Origin of the sequence: Burkholderia sp. IDO3, assembly GCF_003366075.1 — a bacterium.
GTDB lineage: Bacteria > Pseudomonadota > Gammaproteobacteria > Burkholderiales > Burkholderiaceae > Burkholderia > Burkholderia anthina.
In genome coordinates, this window is record NZ_CP028962.1 from 738613 (window position 1) to 761211 (window position 22599).

Genomic DNA, 22599 nt, shown 5'->3' on the forward strand with positions numbered 1-22599 from the left:
TCATTGACCCTGAAGAGCGTCGGTGTCGAACGTGACCCGGTCGATTTCCATGTCGAGCATGCTGCGAATGCGAAATTCGACGGGGATGGGGGACCAATGCATCAGGCCGCTGATCTCGAATGTCAAGCGGTTGTATTGGGTCGAATCTTCGTGCTGGACCGGCCGGATTCGTAGCGAGTCGGGCAACAGGCGCGGTTCGAAACGGACGATTGCCGTGCGAATGGCCTTCTCGACGACGTTCCAGTCGCGATTGGCCAGATAGTTGCCGGAGAGCGGCGGAATGCCGTAATTGACGACCGAGTCGATCGCCGCGGCATGGCGAGTCGCGTCGAGTTCGTCGTCCAGGTTCGTCGTGTTGAGAAGCAGGCTCAAGTCGCGCCGGATGAGGTGACGCATGCCTTCGCTGTCGAGCGTCTCGATTTCCCGATGTTCGCGCCGCAGTTGCGGGGCGTCGTCGATCAGACGGTCGAGGAGCGACGGCATGTATGTCGGACGGTGTCGAGGTTTGGCGGTGCTCATGCGTGTTCGTCGTGGCTGAATCGGCATTCGCTGATGTCGAGAAGTCCGATATCGCCCTTGTCGGAACTCCAGGTTTTCTGCCCGAGCGCGATCACGGCAGTGATGCCGATATCCTTCCAGGTGGTTTCGCGTGCGAGCTTGAGCGAGGCAGGTCCGTTTTCGGACCCCGGGTAGCGCACAGGAAGAAAGCCGCGCAATACGGTTGCGTTGCGCAGGCTTATCACGGCCGAGCGCCAGACGAGATCCGTCAATGAGGTAATCGGGCCGAGCGTGAGTGTTTGCATCTCGTCGAACGGTATCCATCGATAGCCGCCTGCGACGACCATTTCGCATATCGGTCCGACGCGGGTGTCGCTATCGGCCAGCCACGCGAAATCGCCGACCTGCGGGCAATGCCCTCGCGTCGCCGGTGCGTCGCCGAGCGCGGCGCCGCGCAGCACGTCGGCAGTGGCGATGTCGCCGTCGACCAGTTTCGCATTGGCGCGCGTCAGCGTATCGACCCAGGGCGGTAACGGATCGATTCCGTTCGGTGTGCGTCGACCGTCGAATACCGCCGTACGCAAGTTCTCGCACCGTATCAGCTCGCGATACATTTGCGCGCGCGAGGTGCCCTCGGACTCCAGCATGGTCCACGTCTGCAATTGCCGCAGCGCCCGATCCCATTCACCGTCGACGCACAGCAGTTCGAATAGCAGCCAGCGTAGGCGTACGTCCGAAGGACGTCGCTTCACGTTGCTGACGATGTTCGCTTTCCAGTCGTCGAAGGTTAGCGTGCCGAGCATGCCTTGAAGCGTGGCGGGGGACGATGCGGAAAATTCAGCGATGAAGCTCATCTTGGGGGGCGAGTGTTAGATCTTCGACGGAACCGGACAACGCGATGCGGCTGTCCACGCTGAACATGTGATGCTCCTCGCGCGTTAGGGGGGCAACGGTGACGACACGGTCGGCACGGATGCCGGGCGGCGCGAGGAGGACAAGGATGTCGTGCCGCTGCGCCATCTCGAAGATCGGGGGTGTTTCGGTCGTTTCGGCCGAGGCGAGGCAGCCGAGCAATGTATCGATGCTCTTGCCGGCCGTCAGCAAGCCGAGCACGGACGATCCGGCCGCGGAATGATCCACGGGCGCAGCAAAGGCCGGTCCGGAAAACGAGTCCGATGGTGTGTCGTCGCTCAGGGCCATGCCGGTCTGCGACGCGTTGCCGCCCCCCGGATGCAGGAGCGCTTGCCGGAACTCGAACGTCAGCACGGAGAGCGGGTCCGATTCGTCGATGTCGATCGGCCTGTCCGGCCACGGTGCATCGATTCGGTCGTTTGCAGGCGTAAAAGAACCGCGACGGGCGAGTGGGAAGTCATCGGGATCGCGGTCGCCGGCAGTGCAGGTGCGTGAGACTGGGGCGGCGGTGTCTATCGGGGGCGATGCAAGGTTGTCCATATGAAGTCGGAAGTCGAATCACGCGGCGCGAAACACCACGAAACACCACGTTACGCACGCATTGCCGTTCGGCTTTTGCGACGGGGAAAGCTGTGCGGCAATCGTTACGCGAAAGGCACGGCGGGTATGCGGCGAACGCTTCGCCCGGCGCGAAGTCGACAAAGCGGAGCACGGTCAATCGTCCGCATGACCCGAACGAAATGCTACTGCGTCGGAAGAAGGGGAAATATGGGCAATGGCCTAAATACATGCCGCAGGCGACGGAATAAGCTTCCGGTTGGGCATGCTGCCCGGAATCGCGATGCGCTTGCGCAGGTTCGAGCATCGGATTCGGAACCGCTTCGGGCCGGCATTTTGTCGGCCGCAATATTCTATCGTTACGTAAAAATGCCTATCTCACGTCATGCGCTGTTCGGAAAGCTCGGGACGACACTCTTCCGGAGCATCGAGTCCGCGACGTCCTTTTCAAAGTTGCGCGGCAATCCTTATGTCGAACTGGTGCATTGGCTGCATCAGCAACTTGCACAGGCCGACGGTGATCTGCTTCGCATTGTCAGGCACTGCGAGGTGAACCGCGCGTCACTCGAAAAGGACATGCTGGCCTCGCTGGCTGCGTTGCCGTCGGGAGCAAGCTCGCTCAGCGACTTTTCGCATCACATCGAGATGGCGATCGAGCGGGCCTGGGTGATTGCGACGCTTTCGTTCGGCGAGAAGCGGATCCGCGGTGCATGGCTGATGGCCGCGCTTGTCGAGACGCCGGAATTGCGGCGCGTACTGCTTTCGATTTCGCCGGCGTTCGTGAAGATACCTGTCGACGGGCTGGTCGACGCGTTGCCGGGCTGGATTGCAGGATCGCCGGAGGCAGACGACCAGCCGTACGATCAGAGCGATTTCCTCGATGCGATTCCGGGCGAGGCTTCGGGCTTGCGGGGCGAGTCCGGGAAAGGGGCGGCGTTGACGCGATTCTGTATCGATCTGACCGCGCATGCCCGTGCCGGCGAGATCGATCCGGTCGTGGGACGCGAGCTCGAGATTCGCACGATGATCGACGTGCTCATGCGGCGCCGTCAGAATAATCCGCTTCTGACCGGCGATGCCGGGGTGGGCAAGACGGCGATCGTCGAGGGGCTGGCGCTCGCGATCGCGGCCGGCGATGTGCCGCCGAAGCTGGCCGAGGTCCGGCTGTTGAGTCTCGACGTGGGAGCGCTGCTGGCGGGCGCGAGCATGAAGGGGGAATTCGAGGCGCGGTTGAAGTCGGTGCTCGAAGAGGCGTCGAAGTCGTCAACGCCGATCGTCCTGTTCGTCGACGAGATTCACACGCTGATCGGTGCGGGCGGACAGGCGGGTACGGGAGACGCGGCCAATCTGATCAAGCCGGCGCTGGCGCGCGGCATGCTGCGCATGGTTGGTGCGACCACGTGGTCCGAATACAAGCGATACATTGAAAAGGATCCGGCGCTGACGAGAAGGTTTCAGACGCTTCAAGTCGCAGAGCCCGACGAGCAGTCCGCCGTCGATATGGTGCGTGGTCTCACTGACGTATTCGCCGAGCACCACGGCGTCGTCGTGCTTGACGAAGCGATCCGCGCGTCGGTCGCGCTGTCGCATCGATATATTCCGTCGCGCCAGTTGCCCGACAAGGCGATCAGCCTGCTCGATACCGCTTGCGCGCGCGTTGCCTTGTCTCAGCATGCGCCGCCGCGTGAACTGCAACGGATTCGCGAGAAACTGCTGGCGGCACGCGTCGAAGCCGAACTGCTCGGCCGCGAGGCGCGCATCGGGCTCGGCCGCGACGGCTCGCTGGCGGATGTCGATGCGAACATCGCCCGGCTCGAAGTCGAGGCGCACGCAGTCGAGACGGCCTGGCAAGCCCAGGCCGCGGCGGCGGCGGAACTCGTGAGTGCGCGCGCGGCGCTGAGCGGCGTGCGCGGCGCCGATGCGCAGACGCAGACGCAGACCGATATTTCGATGGATGCACTGCGGACGCTCGAAAAGACGTTGTCGGATCTCCAGACGCGTGGCCCACTGGTTTTTCCGGAGGTGGATGAAGTGGTCGTCGCGGAAATCGTTTCGGACTGGACGGGCATTCCGGTCGGACGCATGGTGACCGACGAGATCGCCGCCGTGAGGGTATTGCCCGCGACGCTTGCCGCTCGCGTGATCGGTCAGGATGAGGCGTTGCGCCGGATCGGCGACGGCGTGCAGACCGCGCGTGCCGGGATTGCCGATCCGCGCAAGCCGCTCGGCGTGTTCCTGCTCGCCGGTCCGTCTGGCGTCGGCAAGACCGAAACCGCGCTCGCGCTCGCCGACGCGCTATACGGCGGCGAACAGAACCTGATCACGATCAATATGAGCGAGTATCAGGAAGCGCATACCGTGTCGGGCCTGAAAGGGGCACCGCCCGGCTACGTCGGCCATGGCGAGGGCGGGGTGCTGACGGAAGCGGTGCGTCGTCGGCCGTATTCGGTCGTGTTGCTCGACGAGATCGAGAAAGCGCATCGGGACGTTCACGAGATGTTCTTTCAGGTATTCGACAAAGGGTACATGGAAGACGGAGATGGGCGCTATATCGATTTCCGCAATACGACGATCCTGATGACGAGCAATGTTGGTTCCGATTTGATTGCCAGCCTTTGCGCGGACGACATGCTGGCTCCGGATATGGACGATTTGCGCTCGACGCTGATGCCCGATTTGCTCAAGGTGTTTTCCGCCGCATTTCTTGGCCGGGTAACGGTGGTGCCTTATCGCCCGCTCAGCCAATATTCCCTGGCGCAGATCGTGCGCCTGCATATGGACGCCGTGGTTCGGCGGATGGCGGAAAACAACGGGGTCGAACTGACCTACGCGGCGGACGTGGTCGACTATATCGTGGGACGCTGCCTGGTCCAGGAGACCGGTGCGCGCATCCTGATCGGTTTTATCGAGCAATACGTACTACCTAGTCTGGCCCGATACTGGCTCGATGCGCTGGCGTCGCGCGATACGATCGCGCGCATCGTGCTGGAGGTGATCGATCCGGAGGCGGGGCCTGCGGACGCGCTGGCATTCCGGGTAGCAGGCGACATGCAACGAACCGTGACGGCAGGCGAATGTGCGTGAGTTTTCCGGTCAGGGTCAGGGTGAGTTCGTGAGGAAGATTACGGTAGGCGTTGCAGACGACCATCCGCTTATTCTGCGTGGCGTCGAGTATCTGTTGTCGGCCAGCATCGACATAGAGATGCGCTTTCAAAGCGAGTCGATTGGTCAGTTGCTCGACATGCTTGCGGCAAAGCCGGTGGACGTTCTCGTCTGCGACTATGAATTCGAGGGCGATCCCTACCCGGACGGTCTCGATCTACTGGTGCGGATTCGACGCACGTTTCCCGGCACTCGTGTCCTGTTTCTCAGTTCGCACGCTTCCGCATATATCGTTTCCAAGGCGCTCGATGCCGGCGCGGCCGGCTTCGTCGGCAAGGGCGGCGAGGATTACGTGGATCTCGCGGCGGCGATCCGCACCGTCAGAAGCGGCGGGGAATACCTGTCCAGCTCCCTGAAAAGCCAGGCATTGTTCGCGGAGTCTCATTCGAGGCGCAATGGAACACGCATTGAGATGCTGTCGGCGAAGGAAGCAACCGTCGTGAGAATGATATGCGCCGGAATGTCGATCGCGGCGATTGCCGAAAGATTGAAGCGTAGCCGGAAGACGATCAGCAACCAGAAAAACGCGGGAATGAAAAAGCTGGGTGCCCGAAACGAAGTCGAGCTGGCGACGATCATGCAACGCTACGCCGATCGAACGCTTGTCATGCATTCCCCCATCTGCTACCGGGCGGAATCGCCGTAGATCCGGACGACGATAAGAAAAAATGAAAATGAATCGGAACCTGACGCGCGGTAAGCAATGAATGATTGTCGATATGTTAATGGTGCCGTGAATTGCTAACCAGTAAGCGGGAATTTTGCACGCTTTTTCCTGAAATTTCTTTTCCATGGGAAATCAGGACGACCTCGTTCGATGAATTCGAGGAAATCTTGTTCATCCATACAGCTATTTGTGTCGATACGCGTCTCGTTTGTCCGCTGTGCAATCTCCACTGCCCGAGATACGACATGCGAAGCAGGCGCTGGCGTCATCTCGATACGTGCGAATACCGGACGATCGTATGGGGCGAAGTGCCGCGCATCAAGTGCCCGGAGCATGGCTGCCTCACCATCCGGGTGCCGTGGGCGGACCCCGGAAGGCGCTATACGAACGCTTTCGAAATGTATGTGATGGAATGCCTGCGTGAGACACCGCTTCATGCGGTAAGCCGGCGCCTTGGGTTGAGTCGGGGCGCGATCAACGGTATCGAACAGCATGCCATGAAGCGCATGCCGACGGAGTGGTGGCGAACCCAACGGGTTGGATGACTCGTTTCCGAATGGCGGCTACTTTCGCCGCCGATCTTGTGCTGTGCGTTCGTTAGTCCCGGCAACGATCAGCAAGTCGTTATGCCGTATTCCATGGGGAATTGCCGGCGGCACGACATCGATTCCATCGTTCAATTCCACGGATCGGTGAATGATCCACCGGCGCGCGGCGATGCGTGGCCGGCGGTTTTCTCTCTATCGGCGATTTGCGCACCGGCGGACCGAGCGTGCCGTCGCTCCGGCCTCGTCTCCTTGTCTTCGAATGGGCTGCGGCATCTGTCGTGGGCAACGAACGCGAGTTCTCCCGGCACCCGGCCGGCCGTGGGCCACCGCTTGCGTCATGAGGGGCCGAAGGAAGTCGGTGCGATTCAATTGGAGGCCGGATAGTGGAGCGGTGCTCCCGGGCCGACCGGCAATTCCAGTGCGAAAATCCAAACGCAGAACATCACGCTCCATATCACGAAGAACAGGGCGGAGTACGGAACCATCGTCGACATCAGGGTGCCGACGCCGATATCTTTCCGGTAGCGTGACGCAACTGCGACGACCAGTCCGAAGTAGCTCATCATTGGCGTGACGAGATTGGTGACGGAATCGCCGATTCGATAGGCGGCTTGCGTGATTTCCGGTGAAAAGCCGAGCAACATCAGCATGGGAACGAACACGGGAGCTGTCAGTGCCCATTGGGCGGATGCCGAGCCAACCGCGAGGTTTGCCAATGCGCAAATCGCGATGAAGCAGATGAAGAGCATGGGAGCAGGAAGATCAATGGCGCGCAGCAGATCGGCTCCCGTCACGGCAACGATGGGGCCGAGCTGGCTCCGATTGAAGAATGCAATGAATTGTGCAGCGAAGAACACCAGGACGATATAGGTGCCCATGGACGACATGGTCGTCGACATCGCATCGATGATGTCGCGATCTGAGCGGATGGTCCGGGCCGTGATGCCGTAGACGATGCCCGGCACAAGGAAGAACAGGAAGATCAGTGCGACGATGGTGCCATACAGCGGCGCGTTCGGGCCCAGCGTGCCAAGGTCGTCTCGCAGCGGGGAGTTGGGCCACATGATGGAAAGAACGAGCAGGATGCCGCCGACAAGCAGCGCGCAACAGGCATGAAATAACGCGCGGTTCTCGCGCGGAGACAGGCGTGCCGGCATCTCGGCCGCGGACTGTGCGGTGGATTGCGTGTCGACCGGATCTGGTCGGTAGGCGCCTAGCCGCGGCTCGACGATGCGCTCCGTGACGAGTGCGCCGACCACTGTGATCATGAGGGTGCTGGCTGCCATGAAATACCAATTGGCGGTTGCGCTGACGGTGTAGTCCGGATCGACGAGCTGCGCGGAGGCTTGCGTGATGCCGGCAAGTAGCGGGTCGGCCGTGCCGAGCAGCAGGTTCGCACTGTATCCGCCCGATACGCCCGCAAATGCGGCGGCAATCCCTGCGAGCGGATGACGCCCCAGAGTCTGGAATGTGGCCGCGGCGAGCGGAATCAGGACGACGTAACCGAGTTCGCCCGCGACGTTGGACATCACGGCAGCGAAGACGACTGCATAAGTGACGGTGCTGCGGGGTGCCGCGAAAACCGTTTTTCGCACTGCGGCGGAGATCAGGCCACTACGCTCGGCGACACCCACGCCCAGCAGCGATACAAGTACGGTCCCGAGAGGAGCGAAGCCGGTGAAGTTTCCGACAAGTGACGTGAGCAGCCGCGTGATCTCATCGGCGGTAAGCAAATCGATGACTGTGATGACTGCATCGGGCGTCGATGCGCGCGGGTCGGCAGCACTGATGCCGAATCTGGCAGCGAGCGAGGAACTCGCGAGCACGATGACGCACATGATTGCGAACAGTGTGACTGGGTGTGGCAACAGGTTGCCGACACGTTCGATGAAGCCGAGCAGGCCGATTCGCTTCTGAGGTGATGATGCTTCGTGCATGATGAGGAACTGGGCAGAGGGCTGGGAACACGCATGAGTGTCGGGCAATGCCGCGAATCTCGCCGCAGGTACCCGGGTATGCCGGCGTTGGGGCGTTCTTGACCCGGCGCGCCGTCGAAAGTGCGGTTGGGGGCGGGTTGTATGCTCGGTGAAAATCGATACATTCCGGCTCGAAAGCCCCCGCCTCGAATCCGAAACGGGAGCGCTCCATGCTCACCCGGTTTGAATGCGTCAGGAGGGGCATGAGGCAAATGATGTCGCATCGGGCCCGCCCCGAAAATCGGCGAAGTCTGAAAATCCGAGATGTCGATCGCGCGACGCATCATGAGACGTACGCAACGATCGCTCGCCACGGGACACTCTCTTGCGCGACGTCCAACGCCTTAACGAGAATGCCGCGTACGATCCGGCTGCTTTGCCGCGACAGGCGAAGTCGGCGCGACGTTTTCATCTTTCGCGTGGCCGCGTCATTTCCCTGGCTTGTTTTCGGCCTTTGCCGATTTCCGGGGCGGGCCCGATGCGACATCATTTGCCTCGCGTCCCTCCGGCGCGTTTAACCAGGTGAGCATGGAGCGCTCCCGTTCCCCCGCCTCGAATCCGAGGCGGGGTTTTTTTGGGGGGGGCATCGTGGATTACCGGGGAACGCGGCGCGGATCTCGAGGAAGAAGTATTCCTCGATCTGACTCTCCGCTCCACAACGTTTTTCCACATTGCCGAGCCCGCTCACGAGCCCGTCGTGCCCCAATTCCTTCGCTTCTTTGAATTTTGCATCTAGCCGCTGCACGGTCGACTGCCCGCGTTCCGGCGACACTGCCAGCGAATCGAGGATCGTCAGCTACGTTAGAAACTGCGTACGCGGCAACGTCTCGTAGCTCGCCCTGAACGGCGCCTGCCGAGGTCCGGCATTCTCACGACCCTCAGCGTCACGCACTTTGCTTTCCAGACGCTCTTGTACGTAGTGGTGTAGCCGCGCGTTAGTCGCCAGTTTCACTGCCTTGGGTCGTTTGGCAAACCGTTCCGCCTTCCACTGCGCGACCGAAGCACGATACTCGAGATGACCACCACGAGGTGCAGCGTTGCGCGTGAGCTTCCGCGAAACGGTTGATGGGCTGCGCCCTATACGGCAGGTCATCTCACGCACCCTAAGCCTTTGGATATGCTATCTAAAAAGCCGCTCGGTTTCATGCCGAAGCGACGGTGCGCCCGGCGAGGGCATTGCTCCTCGCCCTGTCAACTGATACACCCGCTTTGCACTTTGCGCCATGCAACACCTCCTTGATCAGGGTGTTGCGACGACCGGTTGAATCCGCTTTGCGTCCCGGTGTCGGAATGACATGAGACTACCTTCCGAAGGTGCGCGATGCCGACCGACAAAGGCCTTCATGACTTGAATCGGCGGTGGAGCTCCGCCTTGGAGGTGCCGGGTGTCCGGAGATTCAAGAGCGCGCTCCGTTGAGATACCGATGGTCTTCTTCAAACCGGTCTCCGAATTTCAGCCTGGGCCTATCAGGCCGATCAATACGTTTACGCGATCATGCGGTCGGCGTGCTTTCGTGCGCCGCTCCTTTGCGGAGCCGGCGGATATCCATGCCTATCAGATTCTCGCCTCTCACTCATGAAGGAAACCCGCATAGTGTCGAATAACACTACGAATGAACCGGATCGTCTGCGTCGCCTGCTTTTGTCCACGCCTTTGCTTGCCGCACTGCCGGCTACTTCGGAAGCCGAGCCTTCCCCGATCGCCGCCCCCCCGCTGTCCACGCCGGATCAACACGGAACCCTGCTTTTGAAGCACGCGGATGTCGTCGTTACGATGGACCGACAACGACGCGAGATTCGCCGGGGAAGCATTTATATCAAAGGAAACACGATCGTAGCCGTTGGGGACGATCAACACATGCCCGCGACTGCGGATCGCGTCATCGACCTGCGAGGGCACATCGTCATTCCCGGCCTGATCAACACGCATCATCACATGTTTCAAAGTTTGACGAGAGTCGTCCCCAATGCACAGGATGGGGAGCTATTCAAATGGCTTACGACGCTCTATCCTATTTGGAAAAAACTAACCCCTGAAATGATGAGGACTGCTACTCAGACGGCCATGGCCGAGCTGATGCTGTCCGGGTGCACGACGACCAGCGATCATCAATATTTGTATCCCAACGGGGTCAAACTGGACGACAGTATCGAGGCGGCACGGGAAATAGGCATGCGTTTTCACGCTTGCCGAGGCAGCATGAGTGTTGGACGCAAGCAAGGAGGACTGCCGCCGGACGATCTGGTCGAAAATGAAAAGGCTATCCTCAGCGACACCCAGCGCGTGATCGAAACGTACCATGACGACAGTAGAGGCGCCATGCTGCGTGTCGTCGTCGCACCGTGCTCCCCGTTTACCGTGAGCCAGCAACTCATGCGTGACTCAGCCAAATTGGCACGTGCGTATAACGTGTCCATGCATACGCATCTGGCGGAAAATGTCAGCGACATCGAATACAGCCGGAAGATGTTCAACAAAACGCCGGCCGAGTATGTCGAAGAACTCGAATGGGTCGGCCACGATGTGTGGCATGCGCACTGCGTCAAGCTCGATCGGCACGGTATCGAACTCTTTGCCCGCACCGGAACCGGGGTCGCACATTGCCCATGCTCCAACATGCGACTCGGCTCCGGGATTGCTCCCGTCCGCCGCATGCTGGACGCCGGCATGCATGTCGGCCTCGGCGTCGATGGTTCGGCTTCCAACGATACGTCCGATATGCTTGGCGAAGTGCGTCAGGCACTGCTGCTGCAACGCGTCGGGTTCGGCCCGGAGGCGCTCACGGCGCGTGAGGCTCTGGAAATCGCGACGCTTGGCGGGGCGAAGAATCTCAACCGGGACGATATCGGTGCGATCGCGCCAGGGATGATGGCCGACGTGGCAATTTTCAGGTTGGATACGATCGGCCTCGCAGGCGCCGGGCACGATCCTGTCGCGTCGCTGGTATTTTGCGATCCGGGAAAAGCTGCTTACACCATTGTCAACGGGCGCGTCGTGGTAGAAGACGGCAACGTCGTTACGGTCGACCTATCCAAGGTCGTCGAAAAACACAATACCCTTGCACGGCAGTTAGTCGCCGCTTGATTGTAAGCGATCCCCGTTGACGCTTTTCATCGGCCATTCCTGCGAGAGGCATCGTTGTCGAATTGACCCTGACCCAAGAAATAGTCCGGTTCAGGGTCAATTCCGACGCTATAGGCCAGATCGACCACTTTGGACGGCCGCGAAGTTCGACCTCGTTGGCATTGTCCTTTGCGCCAACGATAATTGCTCTACGGTCGCCGCGCGCGTGAAGTGCGCTCAGTGTTACAGCAACAGAAACGCTGCCGACGCAATGCACGTCGGCACAATCGCGGCCAGCAGCAGCCCTGGTACGCTGACCGATTCGTCCTTGAACCCGTGCCGCAGGATCGCGAGCCCCGCCGGGTTCGGCGCATTGGCGATGACGGTCAGTCCGCCGCCCGCCACCGCACCGGCGACGAGCATGTATTTCGCGTCGTCCGGAATGCCGGCGATCAGCGAACCGAGATAAGTGATTGCCGCGTTGTCCATCACGGCTGTGAGGCCAAGCGCTCCCACGTAAAGGGCATGAGCATTCATCGAAGCGACGAGCGGCTGCAGCCACCATTGCTGGAGACCGCCGAGCAGGACCAGGCCGCCGAGAAAAAATGCGACCAGCAGGCTTTCGCGAAGCATCAACTGCGACTGGTAGCGATCGTATGCGTGCGTGAACCCCAGAAAGAACAGGAACAATCCAATGAAGATCACCGGATGATGGGCAGTGAGCACGACGGCGGCAAGAAAGCCCAGATGGATCAGCGTGACGCCGAGCGGAATGCGCACCGCGTCTGGCGGTTCCGCGGATTGCGTGACCGGTGCCGCCTGACCGCGCGCGGCATGCAGCGGACCGCGAATGATGGCGAGTAGCAACGATGCATTGATGAGCACGGCTAACATAGCCTTCCAGCCGAACTGCGTGACCATGAACGTGCTGTCCCATCCCCACGCGGTCACCACCATCAGTACAGGCGGCGCTGCATACGCGGTCAATGTGCCGCCGATCGAGATGTTTACGAACAGCACGCCGAGTGCAAGGTATTTCCACTGCTCGTCGATTTGCGCGTGGAAGAAGCGATCTCGCAATACCAGCGCGGCGAGCGTCATCGCGGCCGGCTCGGTGATGAACGAGCCCAGGAGCGGAATCAGCGCGACCGACAGCCAGATCACGGCCTGCTCGGTATCGGCCGGCACGAGCCGCGCGATACGCAGGACGAGGGCTGTTACGGCTTCGAGGATTGGCCGGCTCGCCGCGATCACCATGATCGTGAATACGAACAGCGGTTCGGTATATTCGCGCGACTCGGCATAGCCGATCGCCTGCTTCGGCCCGACGAGCATGCCAATCGCGAGCACCAGCACGAGTGCCCAAAAACCGAATACGACCTCGACTTCGCCGAGAAAATGGAACAGGCGGGCATGGCGGGGATGGTGACGCGCCAGCACTTCAAACCGCTTTGCGACAAACGTATGAATTAGCGCAAGACCGAATATGATCGCGCCTGCGACCTCGACGGAATGAGGCATAAGTTCTCCCGATATGTATTCTTGGGATGAAAGATTTCGTCGACTACTGGACGGAAACTCAGCGAAACGACGAGATATTACTCCGAATTCGAGTCGGTTCACCGCGATCGAGTGGAGCAAAACAACGACGGACTGAGGATGGAGGGAGATCACCAAAACCATTATCGAGCACAGTACGTTGGTGGCTCGAAAAAATCAGCCGCGTCCTATTCCGATCGATAGGCCAAGCCTTGCGGAATTTCATCGAAATTTCAGCCAATGCGCAATTGAAAAATGATCGTCCACTCAATATCATGGGGCGGTATTTTCTTTGGACGTGCAGACACCATGATATGGAGGTCGCGTACGTCGATACCAACGAGCGAGCCGCTCGAACGATGCCAGGACACCTCGAAACAGCGGGCCACGAGTGCGACATGCTTATCAAGGCGGTGACGATCGAATCGAAGCTGCGAAACGGTCGGTACGATGTGCTCATCGTCCGATGGGCGAACGCTAGCATGCCGGTGCAAGAGATTATGCGACCGCTCGCCAGCATCTCGGCCCACGACTGCCGATCATGGCAATCGTGAATCCCGGTCGTCCGCAGGAAAGCATTGACGCATTTGCCGCCGGCGCGGACCATTGCATGCCCGAACCTGCGCCCCGACAGTCCAAACCGCCACCAGCATGTGCCTAAACCTTCGAATCACGACATTTCAACTTTGTTCGGATGCGACATTACAAATTTGCTCTTAAAAAAATTAAAATTTATAGGTTCATACGATCAACCGTCGCCATGACCTCGCGAATATAACTTGAACGTTGTAGTTGACAGTCCGGCCCAACGACGCCGAGACAGTCGGCCATCTTTTAAAAGGAGATTGATCCCATTTATGGCTACCTACCTCGAACTTAAAGCACAGGCAGAGACGCTGGCGCGGCAAGCAGAAGAAGCTCGGCTCGCCGAGTTGGACAGCATCATCACGACGATTCGTGAACAGATCGCCGAATATGGGATTACGGCCGATCAAATTTTCGGTCGCCGCCGTGCCGGGGTATCGCCCACCCGTGCAGCGATCGCACCGAAGTATCGTGATCCGAAAACCGGTGCGACCTGGAGCGGCCGCGGCAGAGCTCCTCAATGGATTGCGGACGCGAAGAACCGCGATCGCTTTTTGATTCCCGACGCAGAATAAAACTCCGAATACGTCGTGGCTTTGCTCCCTCGTGGCGCGGAACGGTCAGCTTGAGCACTCCGTCACGCAGCTGTGCGTCGATGCGCGAGGCGTCGAAATTCCGGCCGGGCGTAAAGGCTCGCAGGAAGCGTGAATAGCGCACTTCATCGTGCTGCACGGGCAATCTGGATGGAGTCGGAATCACCGCCTCTGCCTCGATGTTCAGACTGCTGTCCTGTATAACTGCCTCACTTGGAAGCGGAAAATTCCAGTATGACGTTGCCATCAAGACCAGGAGGCATACCGTCAAGAAGAGCAAATTACCGAGGGGCCGATTACGTACGCGTTGAAGCAGGCGGAAGGCACGCCGGTCGCGGAGGTCTGCCGGCAAGCAGGGGATCAGCGCGCGATGTTTTACAACTGGCGGACGAAATACGGCGGGCTGTCGCTCTCGGAACTGCGCCGGCTGAAGCACTTGAGGAAGGGAGCGCGAAGCTCAAGCGGCTCGTAGCCGATCTGTCGCCGGACAAGGCCATGCTGCAGGATGTGTTGTCAAAAAGCGCGGAAACCTTCTCGACGCCGTGAACTGATCACGGACTTGATGCGCCATTTCGGCGCAAGCCAGCGGCAGACCTGTGTTGTTGCCGCTGTCCCGCACGGTCGACCGTTACGAGTCGGTCGCGCGGGATCAAAGCGCACTTGAAATGCGCATCCAGGAGATCACGGAAGTGCGGACGGTGTGCTCCGCGTGTCCGTGATGCTTCGCCGGGGAGACTGACGAGACAACCATAAGCGGGTAGAGCGCGTGTATCGCGAACTGGGCCTTTCGTTGCGCCATAAGCGACCCCGTCGGAACAAGTCGGCCCGGCGCCGACAACCGAAGCAGTCAGTAAGCGCAATCAACGAGATTTGGCGTATGGATTTCGTCGCGGACGCGCTGTTTGACGAAGGCGCTCGACAAATGGGCGTACGAGAATGGTGTGGGGATTGACTTCTCACGTCCTGGCAAGCCGACCGACAACGCGAAAAACGATTCCTTCAACGGACGCTTCCGGGAGAAATGCCTCAACGCGCATGGGTTCTTGTCGCTGGAGGACGCCAGACGCAAAATCGAAGTCCGGCACGAGTACTATAACGGGGCATGTCTTCACCGCATTGCAGTGGATGACACCGTCGGAATTGGCCCGCCAGTGTACCGATCGGACCGATTCGGGTCGCCCCGAAGAGCCGGAATTTTCCAACCAAGACCGGAACGGAAATCGGGCCTGCCTCACGATATCAAAAAGCTGAGCGCGAAAAAGTAGTGTCATGGCACGGCGGACATACAGGAAACGGTTTGAACTGGAACTACCCGCCGCCGTCGGCTAGCCGCGCACGTATCTCGTCGGCCGACAGATCGCGCCGATGCGTCGCGATCTGCCAGATGTTCCCCCACGCATCCTTCACCATCGCTCGCCGGTCGCCATACGGTCGCGGCCGGCGCTTCGAGCGACACGGCCCTGGCCGCGACGGCACGCCGGTAGGTCGCATCGACATCCTCGACATAGACGTACAGAAACGCCGCCATCGGATCGCGGAGCCCGTCGCCGCCGCTGACCGTCACGATCGAATCGCCGATCCTGACTTCGGCCGGCAGCCCCACGCGGCATTCGCCCTGCGCCAGAAACACCGCGTTGATGAAGTCGACGGGATTTTTCGGATCGCTTACGACGATACGCGGCGTAACCGTATGCCACCCGTCGGGCTGGAACTTGATCATGGCGAACTCCCTCTGAAGGATGTGCGCGAGGGTATTGTCCGCCGGGACCGGATAGCGCGCAGCGCGGCATCAGGCGCCACCTGCGATGGCTTGCCGAGGCAGGCCGGCGCGAACGTCGTGGCCCTGTCCGGTCCGGCCAGTCAGGAGCAACATGATGCTGATCGTTTTCTTTGTCGTCGCCTTTTTCGCGATCGTTGCGACCATGTCCCGCGGCGTGTCCCGCAAGGCGGACGCGAGGCTGCGCGCGCAATACGATGCCGAGGGCGCGCGCGGCGACGTGTCGCGCCAGTTGATGCGCAATGCGGGCTACGACGTCTGAGCGCCCGTATCCGGCCGAACGCGCCGCGTAGCGCAAGGCGATCGCAAGCTGAAACGATGCGCCGGGCCGACGCACCGGCACGGCCAATGCCGATGGTTGAGCGCCGACGGACATGCTAGGATTTCCGTCAAACAACTTCGGAGACTGCCATGCCGTTCATCTGCGAAAACGTTGAATGCCGTGCCGTGCTGGCTCGAGGGCAGGTCAGGTCCCGCCAGGAGGACGCAGGCTGGTGCTTCTACTGCCCGGACTGCAAGACGAGGAACGAGTTGAAGGATATCGGCGCGGTCGGCGGCCCTGTCGAGCTGGTCCAGCCCGAGGGCACCAGTCTGCCGCATCGGATCATCGCGGCGGCCCGACCGCTGGAAGACGGCAGATATGCGGCGCAGTTGCGCGTGCAGCGCGCGCTCGCGGTGAAAGGCACCTACGCGGCCGAAGAACACTGGGACGAGCTCGGCGTCTTCCCCGATGCGCAAGAGGCCGTCGCGCATGCGAAGTCGTTTGCAACGAATTTGCTGGCGCCGGCGGCGTAATGCCCGGCCTCGACGGCCCGACTGACTGAAACGACGAACGAAGAAGCGGCGTCGTGCATGCGCGCACGACGCCGCTCGGCGTCTTCCGCCCGCGTTCGTCAGTTGTAGATGTCGAACGAGAAATACTTTTTCGCGATCCGCTGATACGTCCCGTCCTGAATCAGGCTCGCGAGCGCCTGGTTGATGTGCGTGCGCAGCGCATCGTCGTCCTTGCGCAGGCCGATCGCCGAGCCGACGCCCAGCGTCTTCGGATCATGCAGCGCCGGCCCCGCGAACGCGAAGTTCGCGCCCTTCGGCGTCTTCAGGAACCCGAGGTCCGCCTGCACCGACGATTGCAGCGATGCGTCGAGCCGCCCCGACAGCAGATCCTGGTAGACGAGATCCTGCGTCTGGTACGTGCGCACGATCACGCCCTTCGGTTCCCAGTACGTGCGCGCATAGGTTTCCTGCGTCGTACCCTGCTCGACGCCGACGCTCTTGCCGGCCAGCGACGCGGGCGTCGGCTGCAGGTTCGAGCCGCGGCGCGCGACGAGCCGGGGCGGCACGTTGTTGATCTTGTCCGTGAACGCGATCTGCGCGAGGCGCTTCTCCGTCACGCTCATCGACGACAGCACGCCGTCGAACTTGCGCGCCTTCAGCGCGGGGATCATCCCGTCGAACGCATTCTCGACCCATACGCAGCGCACCTTCATGCGTTCGCAGATCGCGTTGCCCAGGTCGATGTCGAAGCCGACGAGCTTGCCGTCGGGCGCGAGCGATTCGAACGGCGCATAGCTGGGATCGACGCCGAGGCGCAGGACGGCAGGGTCTTTCGCGACTGCGGTGCCTGCCGTCAGCGCGAGCGCGACGGCCATGACGAGTTTTTTCATGGTTGTCTCCATTTACCGGTTGGTTTTGTTTGAGGTGAAGCGACACGGCGGCCGATTGGCGTGACCACCCGCGCCCGGCCATGCAGCGGGCGGTGGCCGGTCGCCGGACGACGCCGGCGGCCGGCCGGGTCAGGGAATCCGGTTCAGTGCGAGGCGCCGGTGATGCGCGCCATGCTGCGCCGGTAGCCGGCAGGGGAGAACGTCGCGTTCAACGCGGCCATCGCGGCGATCACGCCGATGTGCATCCACCACGCGATCGCGAAGCCGCCGCCCGCGTCGCGCAGCCAGCCGATCAGCCAGGGGCTCGACGCGACGGTCAGGAAGCCGACGCCCTGCACGAACGCGGCGAGCGCGCCCGCGAGCCGCGCATCCGGCAGGTGGTCGAGCGTGACGATCAGGCTCATCGAGAAGAAGCCGCCGAGCCCGAGGCCGACGCTCGCGACCCACATCCACGGCGCGAGCGCGGGCATCGTCGCGAAGCCGACGAAGCCGGCCGTCTGCAGCGCGAGCGTGAGCCACAGCACCGGGCGGCGATCGTGCGCCCGTTTCGCGAGCATCGGCATCGCGAGCGCGCCGGCCGCCTGGAACAGCGCCATCCAGGCGAGCAGGTTGCCGCTCGCCTGCGGGCTCATGCCGACGCTGCGGTAGAACGCGGGCAGCCATGCGACCAGGCTTGCGTAACCGCTGTTGCTGAGGCCGAAGAACAGCGCGAGCTGCCATGCGCGCGGAATCCGCGCGAATGCGGCGACGGGCGTCGATGCCGCTGCCGCATGCGCGGTGTCGTGCGGCGCCTTCGCGCGCCACAGCGCGAGCGTGACGAGGGCGGGCACGGCCCACACGGCGAGCGACAGACGCCAGCCGCCATGCGCGGCGAGCCACGGGCTCGCGACCGCGCCGAAGGCGCCGCCGCCGACCAGCGCGGCCGAATAGAGGCCCATCGCGAGCGGCAGGCGGTCGACGAACCAGCGTTTCGCGAGGCCCGGCGCGAGCGACTGGACCACCGCGACGCCCGCACCGGCGACGATCGCCGTGACGACGAGCCCGGCGCTGCTGCCCGTCCACAGGCGGGCGGTGCAACCGGCGGCGATCAGCGCCAGCGCGCCGGTCAGCGCGCGCTGCTCGCCGATGCGGCGCGCCAGCCCGACGCCGACGCCGGCGACGACGCCCATCAGCACGAACGGCAGCGTGGTCAGCAGTGCGGCCGCGCGAAAGCCGAGGCCCGTGTCGGCGCGCACGAGGTCGAGCACGGGGCCGAACGCGGTCAGGAACGGACGCAGGTTGAGGCCGGCCAGCACCAGCAGCGCGAGCGCGCCATAGGACACGGAAGCCGCGTGCGGGCGGGGAACAGCTTGGGCGGTGCCAGGGTCGGTCAACGGAATGCTCCAGGGTGGGCCGCAGGCCCAGTGATGCGATGCCGAAAGGGTAAAGGCGCGCCCCGTCAGGGGAAAATTAAATATTCGACTGGGTATCAGTGCGGAATGCGATGGATTGACGCGGTGTGACGGGGCCGGATGGGAGCGGCCCGCGGGGCGTGCGGCGAGCGGTTTCGCGCGGCGTTATGCGGCAGGCGCCTGCGATACGCGGGCCCGTTCTCGGGCCTGCTCCCGCGCCGCGACGAGCGTCCGGATCCGCGCACGATCGGCCGCCGACGCGGGCGTGAAGATCACGAGGCTCAGATCCGGGCGGCCGGTCACCGAGAATGCGGAGTATTCGAGCGCGATCCGGCCGGCCTGCGGATGACGGATTTCCTTCGTACCTTCGTCGTGCGAACGGATGTCGTGGTCGCGCCACATCGCGTCGAATTCGGCGCTCGTCGCGCGCATCTCGTCGACGAACGCCTGCACGGTCCGCGTCGCGCCGCCGCGTGCGATGTCGGCGCGAAACGCGCCCACCGCGAACCGCGCGACGCGCGCCCAGTTCGGTTGCGCGTCGCGCACGCCGGTGTCGATGAAGATCAGCCGCAGGATGTTGCGCGCGGGCGGCGGCAGCGTCGCGTAGTCGGTCAGTGTCGCGGCTGCCGCGTCGTTCCATGCGACGACGTCCCACGTCGCGGTACGCACGATCGCCGGGCTCGCGTCGAGCGAATCGAGCACGTGCTGCAGGCGCGGCGTCACGCTGCTGCTCGCGTGATAGCGCACTTCGGGCGGATGGCCGAGGCCGATCAGGAACAGATGCTCGCGCTCCGCGTCGTTGAGCAGCAGCGCGCGGGCGAGCCGGTCGAGCACGTCGGCGGACGGCGCGCCGCCGCGCCCCTGTTCGAGCCACGTGTACCACGCGGCGCTCACGTGCGCGCGCTGCGCGACTTCCTCGCGCCGCAGGCCCGGCGTGCGGCGGCGCGCGGCCGGCAGCCCGAGCGCCGCCGGGTCGAGTTTCTCGCGGCGGTCCCGAAGGTACGCGCCGAGCAGGTTGTCGGGTGCGTCTGCCATAGCCTGTTAGTTCGTTTACCGGTAAACCGTCACGTCTTCACCGCGCGCGGCGGTCGACAGATAGTAAGCCCTCCATTTCATCCGGAGGTGCTGAACATGCGTGTCTTTGTTACGGGAGCATCGGGGTTCGTCGGTTCCGCAGTCGTTGCCGAGTTGCTGGCGGCCGGGCATTCGGTGCTCGGCCTCGCGCGTTCCGACACAGCCGCCGCGGCGGTCGCGGCCGCGGGCGCCGACGTCCAGCGCGGATCGCTGGAAGATCACGACAGCCTGACGCGCGGTGCGCAAGCCGCCGACGCGGTCATCCACACGGGATTCAATCACGACTTCTCGCGCTTCGCGGAAAACTGCGAACTCGACCGCCGCGCGATCGAAACGATCGGCGCGGTGCTCGCGGGCTCGGCGCGCCCGCTGGTCGTGACGTCGGGCCTCGCGCTCGTCGCGCCCGGCCGCGCGGCGACGGAGGACGATCCGCACGTGCCGGTGTCGGCGGTCTATCCGCGTGCGTCGGAGGCAACGGCGGTCGCGCTGCACGCGCGGGGCGTGCATGCGTCGGTCGTGCGGCTGCCGCCGTCCGTGCACGGCGACGGCGATCACGGCTTCGTGCCGCGCCTGATTGCTTTCGCGCGGGAAAAGGGCGCATCGGCCTACATCGGCGACGGCGGCAACCGCTGGCCGGCCGTGCACCGGCTCGATGCGGCGCGCGTGTACCGGCTCGCGGTCGAACGCGGTGCGGCCGGTGCGCGCTATCACGCGGTCGACGATACGGGGGTGCCGTTCCGCGAGATCGCGGCCGTGATCGGCCGCAGGCTCGGCGTCCCGGTGGTCGCGAAATCGGCGGAGCAGGCCGGCGAACACTTCGGCTGGTTCGCGATGTTCGCGGGGATGGATGCGCCCGCAACGAGCGAGCGCACGCGTGCGTGGCTCGACTGGGCGCCGCGGCAGCCGGGCCTGATCGCCGACATCGACCGGCCGCGGTATTTCGAAGGCTGACGGGGGCGCGCGCGGGCCGCCGATTCTGGTCGGCCCGCACGGCCCGCTTGCACGGCATGCGTGCCTGCCTGTCGCCGCCGTCATTCGACCGGATGCAGATCCTGTAGCAATGTCGGCACGAGCTCCGACACGGTCGGGTGGATGTGCATCGCGCGGCTGATCGTCGTGTACGGCGCGCCCGCGGCCATCACGTCGAGCATCCCGTGGATGACTTCGTCGCCCGTCACGCCGAGGATCGATGCGCCGAGGATCGCGTGACTGTCCGCGTCGACGATCACCTTCATGAAGCCCTGGCTCTCGCCTTTCTCGACCGCGCGGCCCACGCGCGTCATCGGGCGCGTGCCGACCAGCAGCCGGCGGCCGGTTTGCTTCGCTTCCGCAAGCGTCATGCCGATGCGGGCGAGCGGCGGATCGATGTACATCGCGTACGCGGTGACGCGGTCGGATACCTTGCGCGGATCGTTGTCGAGCAGGTTGGCCGCGACGATTTCGTAGTCGTTGTACGCGGTGTGCGTGAACGCGCCGCGCCCGTTGCAGTCGCCGAGCGCCCAGATGCCGGGCACGCTGGTGCGCAATTGTTCGTCGACGGTGATGTAGCCGCGCGCATCGGTCGCGACGCCGGCCCGTTCGAGCCCGAGATCGTCGGTGTTCGGCACGCGGCCGACCGCGAGCAGCAGATGCGAGCCCGCGACTTCGCGGCCGCCGCCCGTGCAGTCGAGGCCGACCACGACGCCGTCGCCGTTACCGTCGCGCCGCGCGTTCAGGCAGGTCGCGTCGAGCTGCACGTCGATGCCTTCGTTCGCGAGAATCTCGCGCACCGCCTGCGACACGTCCTCGTCCTCGCGACGGATCAGCCGCGCGCCCTTCTCGACGATCGTGACCCGCGAGCCGAAGCGGCGATACATCTGGCCGAATTCGAGCCCGACGTAGCTGCCGCCGATGATCACGAGATGCTCGGGCAGGAAGTCGACGTCCATCATCGTCGAGTTGGTGAGGTACGGCACCGAGTCGAGCCCCGGCATCCGCGGAATCTGCGCGCGCCCGCCGACGTTGATGAAGATGCGGTTCGCCTCGAGCACCGCGTCGCCCACGCGCACCGCGTCGGCGCGCTCGAAGCGGGCATGGCCCTGAAACACGGTCGTGTTGTCGAGCCCGCGTACCCATTGCTCGACGCCGTGGTTCGAGCGGCCGGAGATCCGGTCCTTGCGCGCCTTCACGGCCTTCATGTCGACGCTCACGGGGCCGACCGACACGCCGTATTCCTCGGCGCGCCGGGCGAGCTGCGCGGCGTACGCGCTTGCGATCAGCGTCTTGGTCGGAATGCAGCCGGTGTTGACGCACGTGCCGCCGAAGCGGCCGCGCTCGACGATCGCGACTTTCATGCCGGCGCCGGCGAGCCGCGCGGCGAGCGGCGGCCCGGCTTGCCCGGTGCCGATGACGATCGCGTCGAAGTGTTGCGTCATGACGTCCTCCTGCGCGGGTTCAACGTGGGAAGGGGGCGTGCGCAAGCCGCATGCCGCGCCGGCGCGCCCGAACGGCGACGAGCGCCTATGGTAGCCCCGTTGGCGTGCGCTCGCGAGTGCGGCGCGGCGGGGACGTATCGCGTTGAAGGAAGGCGCCGCCGCCGGCGTTACGACGCG

The 22599-nt window shown here is 63.2% G+C and carries 18 protein-coding genes and 3 pseudogenes; 9 read left to right on the forward strand and 12 right to left on the reverse strand.

Annotation, left to right across the window (positions count from 1 at the left end; all coding sequences use genetic code 11):
- Genes tssE through DCN14_RS03490 form a run of 3 tightly spaced genes read right to left on the reverse strand, consistent with a single transcriptional unit; the run spans nt 1 to nt 1950 of the window.
- Complete coding sequence (gene tssE / locus DCN14_RS03480; protein ID WP_096500060.1) at nt 1–519, reverse strand: type VI secretion system baseplate subunit TssE; 519 nt, start codon at nt 517–519, stop codon at nt 1–3.
- Nucleotides 516–1301 carry a type VI secretion system accessory protein TagJ gene (locus tag DCN14_RS03485; protein WP_172441870.1) on the reverse strand — a complete coding sequence of 262 codons (786 nt, stop codon included), beginning with the start codon at nt 1299–1301 and terminating at the stop codon, nt 516–518. The genes tssE and DCN14_RS03485 overlap by 4 nt, the downstream gene beginning before the upstream one ends.
- A gap of 34 nt (nt 1302–1335) precedes the next feature.
- Nucleotides 1336–1950: a TagK domain-containing protein gene (locus DCN14_RS03490; RefSeq protein ID WP_096500056.1), complete on the reverse strand. Its 615-nt coding sequence runs from the start codon at nt 1948–1950 to the stop codon at nt 1336–1338.
- A 387-nt stretch (nt 1951–2337) separates the two neighbouring features.
- On the opposite strand from DCN14_RS03490, the gene tssH reads away from it, so the two are divergent.
- The 3 genes from tssH (at nt 2338) to DCN14_RS37840 (ending at nt 6342) form a co-directional block, all read left to right on the forward strand.
- Nucleotides 2338–5052 (forward strand): type VI secretion system ATPase TssH, encoded by a 2715-nt coding sequence (tssH, locus tag DCN14_RS03495; RefSeq protein ID WP_096500054.1) that lies wholly within the window; start codon nt 2338–2340, stop codon nt 5050–5052.
- A 28-nt stretch (nt 5053–5080) separates the two neighbouring features.
- Nucleotides 5081–5776, forward strand: coding sequence for a response regulator transcription factor (locus tag DCN14_RS03500; protein WP_096500520.1), 696 nt, complete (start codon nt 5081–5083; stop codon nt 5774–5776).
- Between the two features lie 92 nt (nt 5777–5868).
- Nucleotides 5869–6342 carry a helix-turn-helix domain-containing protein gene (locus DCN14_RS37840; protein ID WP_143331628.1) on the forward strand — a complete coding sequence of 158 codons (474 nt, stop codon included), beginning with the start codon at nt 5869–5871 and terminating at the stop codon, nt 6340–6342.
- 368 nt (nt 6343–6710) lie between these two features.
- Here the strand turns inward: DCN14_RS37840 and DCN14_RS03510 are convergent, their stop codons facing one another.
- Together DCN14_RS03510 and DCN14_RS03515 are read right to left on the reverse strand one after the other, a co-directional pair.
- Nucleotides 6711–8282 carry an AbgT family transporter gene (locus DCN14_RS03510; protein ID WP_096500518.1) on the reverse strand — a complete coding sequence of 524 codons (1572 nt, stop codon included), beginning with the start codon at nt 8280–8282 and terminating at the stop codon, nt 6711–6713.
- A 910-nt stretch (nt 8283–9192) separates the two neighbouring features.
- Nucleotides 9193–9525: pseudogene (locus tag DCN14_RS03515) on the reverse strand (IS30 family transposase); the annotation flags it as partial.
- Between the two features lie 372 nt (nt 9526–9897).
- Between DCN14_RS03515 and DCN14_RS03520 the strand changes: the two are divergent.
- On the forward strand, nt 9898–11406 hold the full coding sequence (locus tag DCN14_RS03520; RefSeq protein WP_096500050.1) for an 8-oxoguanine deaminase: 1509 nt from the start codon (nt 9898–9900) through the stop codon (nt 11404–11406).
- A gap of 222 nt (nt 11407–11628) precedes the next feature.
- Here DCN14_RS03520 and DCN14_RS03525 read toward each other — a convergent pair whose 3' ends face one another.
- The gene (locus DCN14_RS03525) at nt 11629–12906 is read right to left on the reverse strand and encodes a putative Na+/H+ antiporter (protein ID WP_096500048.1); all 1278 of its coding nucleotides are present in this window, start codon (nt 12904–12906) and stop codon (nt 11629–11631) included.
- A gap of 875 nt (nt 12907–13781) precedes the next feature.
- On the opposite strand from DCN14_RS03525, the gene DCN14_RS03535 reads away from it, so the two are divergent.
- On the forward strand, nt 13782–14084 hold the full coding sequence (locus DCN14_RS03535; protein WP_096500044.1) for an H-NS histone family protein: 303 nt from the start codon (nt 13782–13784) through the stop codon (nt 14082–14084).
- A gap of 67 nt (nt 14085–14151) precedes the next feature.
- Here DCN14_RS03535 and DCN14_RS03540 read toward each other — a convergent pair.
- A pseudogene (locus DCN14_RS03540) lies at nt 14152–14349 on the reverse strand (Hsp20/alpha crystallin family protein); the annotation flags it as partial.
- Between the two features lie 33 nt (nt 14350–14382).
- On the opposite strand from DCN14_RS03540, the pseudogene DCN14_RS03545 reads away from it, so the two are divergent.
- Nucleotides 14383–15353, forward strand: a pseudogene (locus tag DCN14_RS03545) (integrase core domain-containing protein).
- A gap of 16 nt (nt 15354–15369) precedes the next feature.
- On the opposite strand, the gene DCN14_RS03550 reads toward DCN14_RS03545, so the two are convergent.
- Nucleotides 15370–15822, reverse strand: a complete 453-nt coding sequence (locus tag DCN14_RS03550) for a hypothetical protein (protein WP_240327257.1) — start codon at nt 15820–15822, stop codon at nt 15370–15372.
- 154 nt (nt 15823–15976) lie between these two features.
- Here DCN14_RS03550 and DCN14_RS38355 point away from each other — a divergent pair, with 154 nt between their 5' ends.
- Together DCN14_RS38355 and DCN14_RS03555 are read left to right on the forward strand one after the other, a co-directional pair.
- Entirely contained in the window at nt 15977–16141 is a 165-nt protein-coding gene (locus tag DCN14_RS38355) for a hypothetical protein (RefSeq protein WP_205212592.1), read from the forward strand.
- A 149-nt stretch (nt 16142–16290) separates the two neighbouring features.
- Entirely contained in the window at nt 16291–16674 is a 384-nt protein-coding gene (locus DCN14_RS03555; protein ID WP_096500042.1) for a hypothetical protein, read from the forward strand.
- 98 nt (nt 16675–16772) lie between these two features.
- On the opposite strand, the gene DCN14_RS03560 is transcribed toward DCN14_RS03555, so the two are convergent.
- From DCN14_RS03560 to DCN14_RS03570, 3 genes are all read right to left on the reverse strand, one after another.
- Nucleotides 16773–17543 (reverse strand): ABC transporter substrate-binding protein, encoded by a 771-nt coding sequence (locus DCN14_RS03560; RefSeq protein ID WP_096500040.1) that lies wholly within the window; start codon nt 17541–17543, stop codon nt 16773–16775.
- 143 nt (nt 17544–17686) lie between these two features.
- Entirely contained in the window at nt 17687–18916 is a 1230-nt protein-coding gene (locus DCN14_RS03565; protein WP_096500038.1) for a cyanate transporter, read from the reverse strand.
- Between the two features lie 183 nt (nt 18917–19099).
- Nucleotides 19100–19969 carry a helix-turn-helix transcriptional regulator gene (locus DCN14_RS03570; protein WP_096500036.1) on the reverse strand — a complete coding sequence of 290 codons (870 nt, stop codon included), beginning with the start codon at nt 19967–19969 and terminating at the stop codon, nt 19100–19102.
- A 96-nt stretch (nt 19970–20065) separates the two neighbouring features.
- Between DCN14_RS03570 and DCN14_RS03575 the strand changes: the two genes are divergently transcribed.
- Nucleotides 20066–20959, forward strand: coding sequence for an SDR family oxidoreductase (locus DCN14_RS03575; protein ID WP_096500034.1), 894 nt, complete (start codon nt 20066–20068; stop codon nt 20957–20959).
- Nucleotides 20960–21039: 80 nt separating this feature from the next.
- Here the strand turns inward: DCN14_RS03575 and DCN14_RS03580 are convergent, their stop codons facing one another.
- On the reverse strand, nt 21040–22422 hold the full coding sequence (locus DCN14_RS03580) for an FAD-containing oxidoreductase (protein WP_096500032.1): 1383 nt from the start codon (nt 22420–22422) through the stop codon (nt 21040–21042).
- Nucleotides 22423–22599: the final 177 nt, after the last annotated feature.